At 45.6% G+C, this 15,928-nt stretch carries 12 protein-coding genes; all 12 read left to right on the forward strand.

The features are described 5' to 3' along the window. Positions 1 to 350: 350 nt before the first annotated feature. The 12 genes from rpoB (at position 351) to rplB (ending at position 15,882) form a co-directional block, all read left to right on the forward strand. Positions 351 to 3,887 (forward strand): DNA-directed RNA polymerase subunit beta, encoded by a 3,537-nt coding sequence (gene rpoB, locus ON01_RS00115; protein ID WP_010528979.1) that lies wholly within the window; start codon positions 351 to 353, stop codon positions 3,885 to 3,887. Between the two features lie 110 nt (positions 3,888 to 3,997). Then, positions 3,998 to 7,621 (forward strand): DNA-directed RNA polymerase subunit beta', encoded by a 3,624-nt coding sequence (gene rpoC / locus ON01_RS00120; RefSeq protein WP_010528980.1) that lies wholly within the window; start codon positions 3,998 to 4,000, stop codon positions 7,619 to 7,621. 120 nt (positions 7,622 to 7,741) lie between these two features. Next, complete coding sequence (locus ON01_RS00125) at positions 7,742 to 7,993, forward strand: 50S ribosomal protein L7ae-like protein (RefSeq protein ID WP_010528981.1); 252 nt, start codon at positions 7,742 to 7,744, stop codon at positions 7,991 to 7,993. 137 nt (positions 7,994 to 8,130) lie between these two features. Next, complete coding sequence (rpsL, locus tag ON01_RS00130; protein WP_010528982.1) at positions 8,131 to 8,553, forward strand: 30S ribosomal protein S12; 423 nt, start codon at positions 8,131 to 8,133, stop codon at positions 8,551 to 8,553. A gap of 36 nt (positions 8,554 to 8,589) precedes the next feature. Next, positions 8,590 to 9,060: a 30S ribosomal protein S7 gene (rpsG, locus tag ON01_RS00135; protein ID WP_010528983.1), complete on the forward strand. Its 471-nt coding sequence runs from the start codon at positions 8,590 to 8,592 to the stop codon at positions 9,058 to 9,060. 42 nt (positions 9,061 to 9,102) lie between these two features. Then, positions 9,103 to 11,181, forward strand: coding sequence for an elongation factor G (gene fusA, locus ON01_RS00140; protein WP_010528984.1), 2,079 nt, complete (start codon positions 9,103 to 9,105; stop codon positions 11,179 to 11,181). A gap of 124 nt (positions 11,182 to 11,305) precedes the next feature. Continuing rightward, the gene (tuf, locus tag ON01_RS00145) at positions 11,306 to 12,496 is read left to right on the forward strand and encodes an elongation factor Tu (protein WP_010528985.1); all 1,191 of its coding nucleotides are present in this window, start codon (positions 11,306 to 11,308) and stop codon (positions 12,494 to 12,496) included. 608 nt (positions 12,497 to 13,104) lie between these two features. After that, positions 13,105 to 13,413: a 30S ribosomal protein S10 gene (gene rpsJ / locus ON01_RS00150; RefSeq protein ID WP_010528986.1), complete on the forward strand. Its 309-nt coding sequence runs from the start codon at positions 13,105 to 13,107 to the stop codon at positions 13,411 to 13,413. A gap of 29 nt (positions 13,414 to 13,442) precedes the next feature. Beyond that, entirely contained in the window at positions 13,443 to 14,072 is a 630-nt protein-coding gene (gene rplC / locus ON01_RS00155) for a 50S ribosomal protein L3 (RefSeq protein WP_010528987.1), read from the forward strand. 29 nt (positions 14,073 to 14,101) lie between these two features. Further along, positions 14,102 to 14,728, forward strand: a complete 627-nt coding sequence (gene rplD, locus ON01_RS00160; protein WP_010528988.1) for a 50S ribosomal protein L4 — start codon at positions 14,102 to 14,104, stop codon at positions 14,726 to 14,728. Beyond that, entirely contained in the window at positions 14,725 to 15,012 is a 288-nt protein-coding gene (gene rplW, locus ON01_RS00165; RefSeq protein WP_010528989.1) for a 50S ribosomal protein L23, read from the forward strand. Before rplD ends, rplW begins: the two co-directional genes overlap by 4 nt. 30 nt (positions 15,013 to 15,042) lie before the next feature. After that, positions 15,043 to 15,882 carry a 50S ribosomal protein L2 gene (rplB, locus tag ON01_RS00170; RefSeq protein ID WP_010528990.1) on the forward strand — a complete coding sequence of 280 codons (840 nt, stop codon included), beginning with the start codon at positions 15,043 to 15,045 and terminating at the stop codon, positions 15,880 to 15,882. Positions 15,883 to 15,928: the final 46 nt, after the last annotated feature.

The raw sequence follows: 15,928 nt of genomic DNA on the forward strand, positions 1-15,928 counted from the left end.
CATTTTATATAAAACGTATAAATCACTGGTAACCTGGGAACAATGGTAGAATCGGCAAAAAACAATGGTAAATTATTGGAAAAATCAAGGTCGTATGTTTCCCTTCTTAATCGTTGGAAGTTAAGGTTATTGCCAGTGTTAAAATATGTTTTCTGCAGTTATGCTGACTGCGGAATTGCCGGGAGTTATTGTAACAGTAGTACATGTGCTATTGTTATTTTGTATCTGTACGATGGATTTAAAACAACTGATCATTATATCAGTTTGTTTTCTAAATATATGAGTCATTTTTCACTGCAGCAACTATGGTGAATAATCTTTGAAAAATGCTGATTTGAGGGGTGAAGCAGTTGACAGGTCAACTAGTTCAGTACGGACGGCACCGCCAACGCAGAAGCTATGCGCGCATTAGTGAAGTGTTGGAACTGCCAAATCTAATCGAAATTCAAACCGCTTCCTATGATTGGTTTTTAAAGGAAGGTTTGCGGGAGATGTTCCAGGATATTTCCCCAATTGAGGATTTCGCGGGCAACCTATCATTGGAATTCATTGATTATAGTCTTGGTGAACCCAAGTACCCTGTTGATGAATCCAAAGATCGGGATGTCACATATAATGCCCCGCTTCGTGTGAAGGTTCGCCTGATCAATAATGAAACAGGTGAAGTGAAAGAGCAGGAAGTGTTCATGGGCGATTTTCCGCTGATGACAGACACAGGTACATTTATTATTAATGGTGCTGAGCGCGTTATTGTTTCTCAGCTTGTACGCTCACCAAGTGTCTATTACAGCGAGAAATATGATAAAAACGGCAAACGTGGTGTGACTGCAACCGTGATTCCGAACCGCGGGGCATGGCTGGAGTTTGAAACAGATGCCAAAGATGTTGCATATGTAAGAATCGACCGTACACGGAAGTTGCCGATCACGGTTCTTTTGCGTGCGCTTGGATTTGGCACAGACCAGGAAATAATTGATCTTCTCGGGGAAAATGAATACCTGAAGAATACCCTTGAAAAAGACAACACAGAAACAACTGAAAAAGCGTTGCTCGAAATCTATGAGCGTCTGCGCCCAGGTGAACCGCCAACGGTTGAAAACGCCAAGAGTTTGCTGGTGTCACGCTTTTTCGATCCGAAAAGATATGACCTGGCACGTGTTGGCCGGTACAAAATGAATAAAAAATTAAACATTAAAAACCGTCTGTTCAATCAAATTCTGGCTGAGCCGGTTGTTGATCCCGAGACCGGAGAAGTTCTGGCTCAAGAGGGCGACAAATTGGAACGCAAACTGCTTAATAAAATCATTCCTTATCTGGAAAACCAGGATAATATGCTTGGGGAAAAACATGTTGAAACAAATGAAGGCGTTCTGGATGAATCAATTCGTTTGCAATCCGTAAAAATCATTGATCCGACTGACCCTGAGGGCGAACGTCAATTGGAAGTCATTGGCAACGCTGGTGTTGACCGCAATGTTAAGCATATTACACCTGCAGATATTCTATCATCTGTCAGCTACTTCTTTAATCTGCTGCATCGTGTCGGAGGAACCGATGACATTGATCATCTGGGTAACCGGCGTCTGCGTTCTGTTGGGGAATTGATGCAAAATCAATTCCGGATCGGGCTTTCCCGTATGGAACGTGTGGTGCGCGAACGTATGTCAATTCAGGATACATCAAGTATTACACCGCAGCAGCTGATTAATATCCGTCCGGTTATAGCTTCCATTAAGGAGTTCTTCGGAAGTTCACAGCTGTCACAGTTTATGGATCAGACAAATCCGTTAGGGGAATTAACCCACAAAAGGCGCCTGTCTGCTCTTGGCCCAGGCGGTCTGACACGTGAGCGTGCCGGTTTTGAAGTACGTGACGTTCACTATTCACACTACGGCCGCATGTGTCCAATCGAGACGCCTGAGGGACCGAATATCGGTCTGATTAATTCATTGTCCAGTTATGCAAAGGTCAATGAATTCGGATTTATAGAAACACCTTATCGCCGTGTTGATCCGGAGACGGGTAAAGTAACCGGTGAAACGGATTATCTGACGGCTGATGAAGAAGATAACTATATTGTGGCACAGGCAAACGCTCGTCTGAATGAGGATGGCACTTTTGCTGACGAAGAGGTTATCGCCCGCTTCCGTGGGGATAACACAGTAGTGCCGCGCGAAAAACTCGATTATATGGACGTTTCGCCAAAGCAGGTTGTTTCTGCTGCAACGGCATGTATTCCGTTTTTGGAAAACGATGACTCTAACCGTGCGCTGATGGGTGCAAACATGCAGCGTCAGGCAGTACCGTTGATGGAGCCTCAGGCACCAATTGTCGGTACGGGAATGGAGTATGTGTCCGGCAAGGATTCGGGTGCTGCCATTATTTGCCGGAATGCCGGTGTTGTGGAGCATGTTGAAGCTAAAGAAGTCCGTGTCCGCCGAGTTTCTGAAGTTGATGGCAAAGAGGTGAAAGGCGACCTGGATGTTTATCGCATGCAGAAATATATCCGTTCGAACCAGGGAACATGCTATAATCAGCGTCCAATTGTGTCGAAGGGCGATCGTGTAACACAAGGGGAAGTTCTGGCTGACGGCCCATCGATGGAAGATGGTGAATTAGCACTTGGCCGAAATGCACTTGTCGGCTTTATGACTTGGGAAGGTTACAACTATGAAGACGCGGTCATCATGAGTGAGCGTATGGTGAAAGATGATGACTTCACGTCGATCCATATAGAAGAGTATGAATCGGAAGCTCGTGATACAAAACTCGGACCGGAAGAAATTACACGGGACATTCCAAACGTCGGTGAAGACGCCCTGAAAAATCTTAACGAAAACGGGATTATCCGTATTGGTGCGGAAGTTTCTGATGGTGATATCTTGGTGGGTAAAGTGACGCCTAAAGGGGTAACGGAGCTGTCTGCTGAAGAACGGCTGCTTCATGCCATCTTTGGTGAGAAAGCCCGGGAGGTCCGTGACACGTCGTTGAAAGTACCGCATGGAGCAGGCGGTATTGTACTGGAAGTTAAAATATTCAACCGGGAAGACGGCGACGAATTGCCACCGGGTGTGAACCAGCTGGTACGTGTTTACATTGTTCAGAAACGGAAAATCTCTGAAGGGGACAAAATGGCGGGAAGACACGGTAACAAAGGTGTCATTTCCAAGATTCTGCCCGAGGAAGATATGCCGTTCCTGCCTGATGGCACGCCAATCGATATTATGCTTAACCCATTGGGTGTTCCGTCCCGTATGAACATCGGACAGGTGTTTGAAATGCACCTGGGTATGGCAGCGCGCGAACTTGGTCTGCATGTGGCCACTCCGGTGTTTGATGGCGCAAATGAGGAAGATGTATATGAGACATTGCAGGAAGCAGGTATGGCGAAGGATGCTAAATCAATCCTGTATGACGGCCGGAGTGGCGAGCCGTTTGATAACCGTGTTTCTGTCGGTGTCATGTATATGATTAAACTGGCGCATATGGTTGACGACAAACTGCATGCCCGTTCAACCGGACCTTATTCACTTGTAACCCAGCAGCCGTTGGGCGGTAAAGCACAATTCGGCGGTCAGCGTTTCGGTGAAATGGAAGTCTGGGCACTTGAAGCATATGGTGCTGCTTATACACTGCAGGAAATCCTGACGGTGAAATCGGATGATGTGGTAGGCCGTGTCAAAGCCTATGAATCAATCGTTAAAGGTGATAATGTAACAGAGCCTGGCGTACCTGAGTCGTTTAAAGTACTCATTAAAGAGCTTCAGAGTCTTGGAATGGATGTGAAAATGCTGGCCAGTGACGAGTCGGAAATCGAAATGCGCGAACTGGAAGAAGAGGATACACAAGCAGCAAGCAAACTAAACCTGGAGACCGAGGAAAATTAACAGGATTGCGCTGTATAGGCTGATGATGAATATCGGACCAGGAAGATTCCGGTGAGAGACCGGCATTTTCCGGTCCATGGAATTCGGACACAAAAAAGGGAGGTAGACCCTTGCTGGATGTAAATAATTTTGAGTATATGAAAATCGGGTTAGCTTCATCAGAGAAAATTCGCTCATGGTCTCATGGCGAGGTCAAGAAGCCGGAGACAATCAACTACCGTACTTTAAAACCGGAAAAAGATGGTTTGTTTTGCGAACGGATCTTTGGACCGCAAAAGGACTGGGAGTGTCATTGTGGAAAGTACAAACGTGTACGCTACAAAGGTGTCGTTTGTGACCGGTGCGGGGTAGAGGTTACAAAAGCGAAAGTCCGTCGTGAACGCATGGGTCATATTGAACTGGCTGCGCCTGTTTCACACATTTGGTATTTTAAAGGGATTCCAAGTCGCATGGGTCTGGTGCTGGATATGTCCCCTCGTGCCTTGGAAGAAGTCATTTATTTTGCTGCATATATTGTTACGGAAACTGGCGATACACCACTGGAAAAGAAACAGCTTCTTTCCGAGAAGGAATATCGTGCCTATTATGAGAAATATGGCGCCACATTCAAAGCGCAAATGGGTGCTGAAGCAATCCGCAAGCTGCTGCATGATATTGATCTTGAAAAAGAAGTTGATACACTGAAAGAAGAGTTGAAGACAGCACATGGACAGCGCAGAACGCGAGCGATCAAGCGTCTTGAGGTCCTCGAGTCATTCCGTAATTCCGGTAATGACACATCCTGGATGGTTCTCGATGTTCTTCCGGTCATCCCGCCGGAAATTCGGCCGATGGTTCAGCTTGACGGTGGACGTTTTGCCACATCAGACCTGAATGATTTATATCGTCGTGTCATTAACCGCAATAACCGTCTGAAACGCCTGTTGGATCTCGGGGCACCGAGCATCATCGTTCAAAACGAGAAGCGGATGTTGCAGGAATCGGTAGATGCGTTGATTGATAACGGGCGGCGCGGACGCCCTGTAACAGGGCCCGGAAATCGCCCGCTAAAGTCACTTTCCCATATGCTGAAAGGGAAACAGGGACGTTTCCGTCAAAACTTGCTTGGTAAGCGTGTTGATTATTCCGGACGTTCTGTAATCGTTGTTGGACCGAGTCTGAAAATGTACCAATGTGGTCTGCCAAAAGAAATGGCGTTGGAACTATTTAAGCCATTTATTATGAAAGAGCTTGTCGAAAAAGGGTTTGCTCATAATATCAAATCGGCTAAACGTAAAATCGAACGGGTTCACCCGGAAGTATGGGGTGTGCTTGAAGAAGTGATCAAGGAGCATCCGGTTTTGTTAAACCGTGCGCCGACCTTGCACCGCCTGGGTATCCAGGCATTTGAACCAGTTCTGGTGGAAGGCCGTGCCATTCGTCTTCACCCACTTGTCTGTACGGCATATAACGCGGACTTTGACGGTGACCAAATGGCTGTACACGTCCCGCTTTCAGCAGAAGCACAAGCAGAAGCACGTGTCCTGATGCTCGCTGCACAGAATATCTTGAACCCGAAAGATGGCAAACCTGTTGTAACACCATCACAGGATATGGTTCTGGGTAACTATTACTTGACATTGGAACGTGAAAATGCGGTTGGTGAGGGAAGCCGTTTCAAGGATACGGATGAGGCACTGCTTGCCTATCAGAACGGTTATGTTCACCTGCATTCACGTGTTGCGATCAAAGCATCGAGCCTTAATAAAAAATCCTTTACGGATGAACAGCAGGACCAAATGCTTCTGACAACAATCGGCAAACTGATTTTCAACGAGATTTTGCCGGATTCGTTCCCATATATTAACGAACCGACAAAGTCCAATCTGGAAATTAAAACACCAGCCAAATACTTCGTTGAACAGGGGACGGATATTACTGAAGAGATTAAGAAGCTTGAGATCATTCCGCCGTTCAAGAAAGGTATACTGGGAGACATCATTGCTGAAGTGTTTAAACGATTCAAGATAACCGAAACATCCAAAATGCTTGACCGAATGAAAGACCTTGGGTTTAGTTACTCAACCAGGGCAGGCATGACTGTAGGTGTCTCTGATATTGTTGTCCTGAAAGAAAAAGAAGAGGTTCTCAATGATGCACAGGAACAAGTCGACAAAGTATCGAAACAATTCAGACGCGGTTTGATTACGGACAACGAGCGCTATGACCGGGTTATCGCAATTTGGTCACAGGCCAAGGATGATATTCAGGAACGCCTGATGGAATCGCTGGATAAACGGAACCCGATCTTTATGATGAGTGATTCCGGAGCAAGAGGTAATGCTTCCAACTTCACACAGCTTGCCGGTATGCGCGGTCTTATGGCCAATCCTTCCGGTGAGATAATGGAATTGCCGATCAAGTCCAGCTTCCGTGAAGGTCTGACCGTACTGGAATACTTCATTTCCACTCATGGTGCCCGTAAAGGTCTTGCCGACACAGCACTGAAAACGGCTGACTCAGGTTATCTGACCCGCCGGCTTGTTGACGTCGCTCAGGATGTCATCATTCGTGAAGACGATTGCGGAACAGACCGTGGCTTGACGGTTTCAGCGTTAACAGATGATGTCGAAGTGATCGAACCGTTGCTTGACCGCTTAGTGGGGCGTACGGCATTTGAAAATGTGCGTCATCCTGAAACCGATGAAATCATTGCAGAGAAGAACACTGTTATGTCAGAAGACCAGGCAAAACAAATCGTTGAAGCTGGGGTTGAAGAAGTCATTATCAGGTCTGCATTTACATGTAACACCAAACATGGCGTCTGCAAGAAATGCTATGGCCGCAACCTAGCTACCAGTGATGAGGTCGAAGTTGGTGAGGCAGTCGGTATCATTGCGGCACAGGCAATTGGTGAACCTGGTACACAGCTGACCATGCGTACCTTCCACACTGGCGGTGTTGCAGGTGACGATATCACACAAGGTTTGCCACGGATTCAAGAGCTGTTTGAAGCACGCAATCCAAAAGGTCAGGCAGTGATCAGTGAGATTTATGGTGCCGTAAAAGAAATAAAAGAAGTGAAAGATAAACAAGAGGTTGTCATCCAGGGTGATGTTGAGCAACGCACATACCCTGTCCCTTACAACGCACGCATGAGAGTGTCTGAGGGTGATGAGGTGAATGCCGGGCAAGCACTCACAGAAGGTTCGGTTGATCCAAAAGAACTCCTCCGCGTACAAGGCATTGATGGCGTACAGCAATACCTGCTGCGTGAAGTTCAGAAAGTATACCGTATGCAAGGTGTTGAAATTGGCGATAAACACGTCGAGGTCATGGTGCGTCAGATGATGCGCAAGATTCGTGTTGTAGAATCAGGAGATACGGATGAACTGCCTGGATCATTACTGGAAATTCACCAATTCCGGGATGCTAACCAGACGGTTCTCGAGGAAGGCCGGCAACCGGCTATCGGCCAGCCAGTGCTTCTCGGTATTACAAAAGCATCACTGGAAACTGATTCATTCTTATCCGCCGCGTCCTTCCAGGAAACAACCCGTGTACTGACGGATGCTGCGATTAAAGGCAAGCGGGATGAACTGCTGGGACTTAAGGAAAATGTCATTATCGGTAAGCTGGTTCCTGCCGGGACTGGTATTCAGCGCTACCGAAATCTTGAAACATCTTTGGATGAACCAGAAGAAAATGTTGATGAACCGGAAGAAACCGAGCCGGTAGAAAACACATTTTCATAGGCAAGTAGTAGTGTCGGAAGCACTCAAAAATTAGCCGAAATAACGTTGACAACACACACCAGGAATGGTAATATATCGAGGGTGCTTCCGATTATACTTGTTACTTTGGAGGATATGCGGATGTCTTATGAAAAAGTGACCCGGTTTCGATCAGATTTGATAATCGGAACGAAACAGACACTTAAAGCAATCAAACGTGGTGCTGTAAGTGAGGTATTTATTGCTGATGATGCGGACCGGCAAGTCACGCAAAAGGTGGAAGGATTGGCTCATGAAATGAGTGTACCCTGCCACCGGGTTGATTCCATGCAGAAGCTCGGTGTTGCTTGCGGTATCGATGTCGGTGCATCAGCTGTTGCAGTAAAGCAATAAAGTTTTGGCGATTCTATCGCGAAGACTTTGTTTTTTGCAAAAAAATGAACCACCTGGATATGTGGTATTAGATAGCAAATGTGAAGGGTGGTATCCGTGTATCGTATTGTCGACTAAAAAAGAGAGGAGGAAATGAATTGCCTACAATTAATCAGTTGGTACGCAAAGGTCGTGTGAGGAAACCTAAGAAGTATCCTTCACCTGCACTGAACAAAGGTTATAACAGCTTCAAAAAACAATTCACAAACCAAAATGCACCACAAAAACGTGGCGTTTGTACCCGTGTTGGTACGTTGACACCGAAGAAGCCGAACTCTGCACTGCGGAAATATGCACGTGTTCGCTTGTCAAACAACATGGAAGTAACAGCCTACATTCCTGGAATTGGACACAATCTGCAGGAACACAGTGTTGTATTGATTCGCGGAGGTCGTGTAAAAGACTTGCCAGGTGTCCGTTATCACATTGTACGCGGTGCGCTTGACACTGCTGGTGTAGAAGGCCGTGCACAAGGCCGTTCAAAATACGGCACTAAGAAGAAAAAAGCTAAGAAAAAATAAATTGAATCACTAGATTCAGGGAAAGGAGGGGGACATATGCCACGTAAAGGACCAGTACCTAAACGCGATGTCTTGCCGGATCCGCTTTACAATTCAAAATTGGTAACGCGTTTAATCAACCAGATCATGATTGATGGTAAACGGGGTAAAGCACAAAAGATCCTTTATAATGCGTTTGCACTTGTTTCGGAAAGAAGCGGACAGGATGCTATGGAGGTCTTTGAACAAGCCATGAAGAATGTCATGCCTGTTCTGGAAGTGCGTGCACGCCGTGTTGGTGGTTCAAACTATCAAGTACCGATGGAAGTGCGCCCGGAACGCCGTCAGGCATTAGGATTACGTTATATTGTTAACTATTCACGTCTTCGTGGAGAAAAAACAATGGAAGAACGTCTTGCCAACGAAATTCTGGATGCTTCGAACAACACCGGGGCGTCCGTCAAAAGACGCGAAGAATTACACAAGATGGCCGAGGCGAACAAAGCATTTGCCCACTATCGCTGGTAATGATAATCAAATAAAAGCTTTCAGGAGAAAGGAGAAGAATACATGGCTAGAGAGTTCTCCTTGGAAAAGACACGTAATATCGGTATTATGGCACACATTGATGCAGGTAAGACCACTACTACCGAGCGTATTCTTTTCTATACAGGACGTATTCACAAAATTGGTGAAACCCATGAAGGTGCATCACAGATGGACTGGATGGAGCAGGAACAAGATCGCGGTATAACGATTACCTCTGCTGCAACCACTGCCCAGTGGAAGAATCACCGTATAAACATTATTGATACACCGGGTCACGTGGATTTCACAGTTGAAGTTGAACGTTCTTTGCGCGTACTTGACGGTGCGGTGACAGTTCTTGACGCACAATCAGGCGTGGAGCCGCAGACAGAAACTGTGTGGCGCCAGGCAACAACATACGGTGTTCCGCGAATTGTGTTTGTCAACAAAATGGATAAGGTCGGTGCGGACTTCCTGTATTCGACCAACTCATTGAAGGAACGTCTCGGTGCCAATGCACATGCCGTTCAGCTGCCAATCGGTGCTGAAGATAATTTTGAAGGCATCATTGACCTGATTACGATGCAGGCATTCTACTACGAGGATGAGCTTGGCACGCGCGCGGAAGCTCGCGAAATTCCTGATGAATATAAGGAAAAGGCTGAAGAATTGCGCGGTGAACTAATCGAAGGTGTAGCGGAAGTTGATGAAGATCTCATGATGCAATATCTTGAGGGTGAAGAGATTTCCAATGAAGAGCTGAAAAAAGCTATTCGGACAGCTACATTGAATGTTGATTTTTATCCGGTTTACTGTGGTTCGGCATTTAAAAACAAGGGTGTTCAATTAGTACTTGACGGTGTAATTGACTATTTGCCGGCCCCAACTGATGTGCCGCCGATTGAAGGTTTTGATCCGGAGACGGAAGAGGCGACGACACGCCCGTCCGACGATAATGCATCATTTTCAGCACTGGCATTTAAAGTCATGACAGATCCGTATGTAGGTAAGCTGACATTCTTCCGGGTATACTCCGGCACATTGGATTCAGGATCATACGTTAAAAACTCTGTTAAAGACAAGCGGGAACGTGTAGGGCGTATTTTGCAGATGCATGCCAACTCCCGCCAGGAAATCAAGACGGTGCATGCCGGTGAAATTGCAGCGGGAGTAGGACTGAAAGATACTTCGACCGGGGAAACGCTTTGCGATGAAAAGGACCTTGTTATTCTTGAGTCCATGGATTTCCCTGAACCGGTTATCTCTGTTGCCATTGAGCCTAAGACAAAAGCCGATCAGGATAAGATGGGAATTGCACTGGGCAAACTGGCAGAAGAGGACCCGACATTTAAGACAGAAACAGATGAAGAAACCGGCCAGACCATCATCTCTGGTATGGGTGAATTGCATCTGGACGTTATCGTCAACCGTCTGAAAGCTGAATTCAAAGTGGAAGCGCAAGTTGGTGCACCGCAAGTGGCCTACCGTGAAACATTCCGTGGATCTGCTGAGGTTGAAGGGAAGTTCATTCGTCAATCCGGTGGACGTGGACAGTATGGACATGTTTGGGTAAGATTTGAACCAAACGAAGAAAGCGCAGGCTACGAATTTGAAAATAAAATCGTCGGTGGTGTTATACCGCGTGAATATATTCCATCGGTTGATGCAGGTATCCAGGAATCCATGGAAAATGGCGTGTTAGCCGGCTACCCGCTTATCGATGTTAAAGCAACACTATTTGATGGCAGCTACCATGACGTTGACTCAAACGAAATGGCATTTAAAATTGCCGGTTCGATGGCTCTTAAAGAAGCTAAAGCTAAATGCAGCCCGGTTTTGCTTGAGCCGATGATGAAGGTTAATGTTGTCGTTCCTGAAGAGTATATGGGAGACATCATGGGTGATGTCACATCACGCCGCGGCCGTGTAGAAGGTATGGAACCACGCGGACCGGCTCAGGTTGTCAGAGCGTTTGTACCACTGGCCGAAATGTTCGGTTATGCAACATCGCTGCGTTCTAATACACAGGGACGCGGAACATTCACTATGCATTTTGATCATTACGAGGAAGTGCCTAAGAGTATATCGGAAGAAATTATTAAGAAAAATGCTGGAGAATAATTGATTTTTTCCTTAATCTGACGTATAACTTTTATTGAAGGCTATGGATAAGCTTAATGGTTTATTCGGCCTTTCAATAAATTTTAAAAAAAACACTTTTATTTCTTTAAAGGAGGAACTATACATGTCTAAAGAAAAATTTGACCGTTCGAAAAGTCACGTGAATATTGGAACAATCGGACACGTTGACCATGGTAAAACTACATTGACTGCAGCTATCACGACTACATTGCATAAACAGTCCGGTGAAGGTACTGCTATGAAATTTGACGAAATTGACCACGCTCCAGAGGAAAAAGAACGTGGTATCACAATCGCTACTTCCCACGTGGAGTATGAAACAGAATCCCGTCACTATGCACACGTAGACTGCCCGGGACACGCCGACTATGTTAAAAACATGATTACCGGTGCAGCACAAATGGACGGTGCGATTCTGGTTGTATCCGCAGCTGATGGCCCAATGCCACAGACTCGTGAGCACATTCTGCTTTCACGTAACGTTGGTGTTCCGGCGATTGTTGTATTCCTTAACAAAGTTGACATGGTTGACGACGAAGAACTGCTCGAACTGGTTGAAATGGAAGTCCGCGATCTTCTGACTGAATATGACTTCCCTGGGGACGATATCCCAGTTGTTAAAGGTTCAGCTTTGAAAGCTCTTGAAGGCGAATCAGAATACGAAGAAAAAATCTATGAATTGATGTCAGCAATCGATGAGTACATTCCAACTCCAGAGCGTGACCATGACAAGCCATTTATGATGCCTGTTGAGGACGTATTCTCTATCACTGGCCGTGGTACCGTTGCAACTGGCCGTGTTGAGCGCGGAACAGTTAAAGTTGGTGACGAAGTAGATATTGTTGGTCTTGCTGAAGAGTTGAGCAAAACTACAGTAACTGGTGTGGAAATGTTCCGTAAGCTTCTTGATTATGCTGAAGCAGGTGACAACATTGGTGCACTTCTTCGCGGTGTTTCCCGTGATGAGATCAACCGTGGTCAGGTTTTGGCGAAACCAGGTTCCATCACGCCGCACACAAACTTTAAAGCAGAGGTTTATGTATTGTCGAAAGACGAAGGTGGACGCCATACACCATTCTTCGCTAACTACCGTCCGCAGTTCTACTTCCGTACAACTGACGTGACTGGTGTTATTCAACTTCCGGAAGGTGTTGAAATGGTAATGCCTGGTGACAACATCGAAATGACAGTTGAATTGATTTCGCCTATCGCCATCGAAGACGGTACACGCTTCTCAATCCGTGAAGGCGGACGTACTGTTGGATCTGGTGTTGTAACTGAAATCCAAAAATAAAAATTGATATTCAAAAAAACAGGCAGCCTGACGTCACTGCCTGTTTTTTTATGGTTGAATTCATAACCTTGAATGAGGGATATGAATTATATTTTAACTTAACATAGTTTCTAAGAAAATAATGTCTTTTAACACAAAATCCAAAAACTGCGACACAAAGTCTTATTAGAGCATTTAGGTAAGCTTTCTGGCGACGCAGCTGGAATATACTCGCTTTCCGTGGGCTCACCAGCCGCCCTAAGGTACGCGAAGTGTATTTCCGAAGCGGTGTTATCGCAACACATTTTTCACTATGTCGCAGTTTATCTCAACTGCGGGATTAAAGGGCAAAAAATGTCTTAAGAAGAATAAATGAAAATTGATTGCAAAAAATCGCCTCCAACCCTTGCAATCATGGCGTTAAGCGTGTATAATTCACAGATGTGCGATCTAATAGGAGCTAAATCAGGGATTGCATTGACCATGCATTTTTTGTAAACTATTAATGTTGGTCAGAAAGCGATGAAGTGGAAGGTTGTTGATACACCCGGCCCCTTTGCCATGGCTGGCTATCAAGAAATTTTCATGGAGCAGTTCTATTATAAAATAGGCGTAAAGGAGGGAAAATAATGGCAAAAGAGAAGATTCGAATTCGGTTAAAAGCATATGATCATCGCATTTTAGATCAGTCTTCTGAAAAAATTGTGGACACAGCTAAACGTTCCGGTGCCAATGTGTCAGGACCGATACCGCTTCCTACAGAAAGATCTGTTTACACGGTATTGCGTGCGACACATAAGTTTAAAGATTCCCGTGAACAGTTCGAAATGCGTACTCATAAACGTTTAATCGACATTGTCAGCCCAACACCGCAAACAGTCGACTCACTGATGCGTCTTGACTTGCCGTCCGGTGTTGATATTGAAATCAAATTATAAACTATCGATAATTATAGGAGGTGTAACGGATGACGAAAGGAATCTTAGGTCGCAAAATCGGCATGACACAGCTCTTTTCTGAAGAGGGCGAACTAACGCCGGTAACTGTCATTCAGGCTGAGCCTAACGTCGTTCTGCAAAAAAGAACAGCAGAAAACGATGGCTATGAAGCACTGCAACTCGGTTTTGCCGATAAAAAGGAATCACGATCAAACAAAGCGGAAAAAGGTCATGCTGAAAAGGCAAACACAACCCCTAAGCGCTACGTTCGTGAAATCCGTAACGCAAATCCTGATGAATATGAAGTTGGTCAGGAAATAAGTGTGGATGCTTTTGAGGCCGGTGACACAATTGACGTAACTGGTACAACGAAAGGGAAAGGTTTCCAGGGTGCTATCAAACGCCATGGGCAGGCACGAGGTCCGGAAACGCACGGCTCCCATTTCCATAGAAAGCCGGGTGCATTGGGCGACATAAACTCGATGCGTGTTTTCAAGGGGCAAACGATGCCAGGCCAAATGGGTGGCAAACAGGTAACCATTCAAAACCTCGAAGTTGTCAAAGTCGACGCAGAACGCAATCTGCTATTGATCAAAGGAAACATTCCTGGCGCAAAAAAATCATTCGTAAAAATAACGAGTGCTTTAAAGGCTAACTAATCACAAACACGAAGAAGGGAGGATATGTCATGCCTAAAGTAACACTACTAAAACAAGATGGCTCTCAAGCTGGAGATGTTGAATTGAATGATTCAGTTTTCGGTATTGAGCCCAATACACATGTACTGCATGAAGCCGTTTTGATGCAGCGTGCATCAATGCGCCAAGGCACACATGATGTGAAAAACCGTTCAGAAAGAAGAGGCGGAGGACGCAAACCATGGCGCCAAAAAGGCACAGGCCGTGCTCGTCAAGGTTCGATCCGTTCACCGCAATGGGTAGGCGGCGGAACTGTTTTTGGCCCGACACCACGCAGCTACAGCTATAAAATGCCGAAAAAAGTTCGTCGTTTAGCATTGAAGTCTGCCTTCTCTTCCAAAGTACAAGAAGATAATCTCGTTGTGTTGGAAAACATCGCATTTGATGCCCCGAAAACAAAAGAAATTGTAAAAATGCTTGAAGCATTGAATGTTGATTCAAAAGTATTGATTGTGACAGCTGACAAAGACGAAAATGTTATCCGCTCAGCAAACAATCTTCCAAATGCACACGTATTAACAGTCGAAGAAATAAATGTATTAGACTTGCTGATGCATGACAAGCTGGTCATCACTAAAGATGCAGCTGATAAAGCAGGGGAGGTGCTTGCACAATGAAAGATCCACGTGATATTATAAAGCGCCCCGTCATTACAGAACATTCTGCCGATCTGATGGCGGAAAAGAAATATACGTTTGAAGTCGAGCCAAAAGCAAACAAGACCGAAATCAAACATGCTGTTGAGCTTGTCTTTGATGTTACAGTTGAACGTGTCAATACAATGAATATTAAAGGTAAATTTAAGCGGATGGGCCGTTATGGCGGTTATCGTCCTGATCGTAAGAAAGCAATTGTGCAGCTTTCAGAGGACAGCAAAGAACTCGATTTCTTTGAAGGCTAACTAAAAAGTATATGTGAAGGAGGGAAAAAGATGGCGATCAAACGATTCAAACCAACCTCAAATGGTAAACGTAATATGTCTGGCTCTGACTTTGCAGAAATTACAACAGACAGCCCTGAGAGATCTCTGTTGAGCCCACTATATAAACGCGGCGGACGTAATAATCAAGGGAAAATGACAGTTCGTCATCAAGGCGGCGGCCATAAGCGTCAATACCGTATTATTGACTTTAAACGCGACAAAGATGGCATACCAGGACGCGTTGCTACGATCGAATATGATCCCAACCGTTCAGCCAACATTGCATTAATTCACTATGCTGATGGGGAAAAACGCTATATTTTAGCTCCAAAAGGCATGAAAACAGGACAGAAGATTGAATCTGGTGAAAATGCCGACATCAAAATGGGAAATGCATTGAAATTAAAAGATATTCCTGTTGGTACGGTTGTTCACAACATTGAGCTGAAGCCGGGGCGCGGCGGACAGCTGGTACGTTCAGCAGGAGCTGACGCTCAGGTTCTTGGACGCGAAGGCAAATATACGCTTGTTCGTCTGACATCAAGTGAAGTTCGTTTAATATTTTCTGAATGCCGTGCTACGATCGGTCAGGTTGGCAATCTCGAAAACGAGTTGATTCGTGTCGGAAAAGCAGGCCGTTCCCGCTGGTTAGGCAAGCGCCCAACTGTACGTGGCTCTGTTATGAACCCTAACGATCACCCTCACGGCGGTGGTGAAGGACGCGCACCAATCGGTCTTAGATCACCGGTATCACCTTGGGGTCAGCCGACAGTCGGATACAAGACACGTCAGCGCAATAAGCCTTCAAACAAGTATATTGTACGTGGACGCAAACGCCGTAAAAAATAACCGTAAAGTATGACGGAATAAACCGTCGTTAATTGCGAAAGGAGGT

The organism is Lentibacillus jeotgali (assembly GCF_000224785.1).
In the GTDB taxonomy this organism is placed as follows: domain Bacteria; phylum Bacillota; class Bacilli; order Bacillales; family Amphibacillaceae; genus Lentibacillus; species Lentibacillus jeotgali.

Excerpts from the sequence above, each read along its gene's own strand:
- ON01_RS00125 (WP_010528981.1), top strand. The coding sequence starts at position 7,742 with ATGTCTTATGAAAAAGTGACCCGGTTTCGATCAGATTTGATAATCGGA.
- rpsG (WP_010528983.1), top strand. The coding sequence starts at position 8,590 with ATGCCACGTAAAGGACCAGTACCTAAACGCGATGTCTTGCCGGATCCG.
- fusA (WP_010528984.1), top strand. The coding sequence starts at position 9,103 with ATGGCTAGAGAGTTCTCCTTGGAAAAGACACGTAATATCGGTATTATG.
- tuf (WP_010528985.1), top strand. The coding sequence starts at position 11,306 with ATGTCTAAAGAAAAATTTGACCGTTCGAAAAGTCACGTGAATATTGGA.
- rpsJ (WP_010528986.1), top strand. The coding sequence starts at position 13,105 with ATGGCAAAAGAGAAGATTCGAATTCGGTTAAAAGCATATGATCATCGC.
- rplC (WP_010528987.1), top strand. The coding sequence starts at position 13,443 with ATGACGAAAGGAATCTTAGGTCGCAAAATCGGCATGACACAGCTCTTT.
- rplD (WP_010528988.1), top strand. The coding sequence starts at position 14,102 with ATGCCTAAAGTAACACTACTAAAACAAGATGGCTCTCAAGCTGGAGAT.
- rplW (WP_010528989.1), top strand. The coding sequence starts at position 14,725 with ATGAAAGATCCACGTGATATTATAAAGCGCCCCGTCATTACAGAACAT.
- rplB (WP_010528990.1), top strand. The coding sequence starts at position 15,043 with ATGGCGATCAAACGATTCAAACCAACCTCAAATGGTAAACGTAATATG.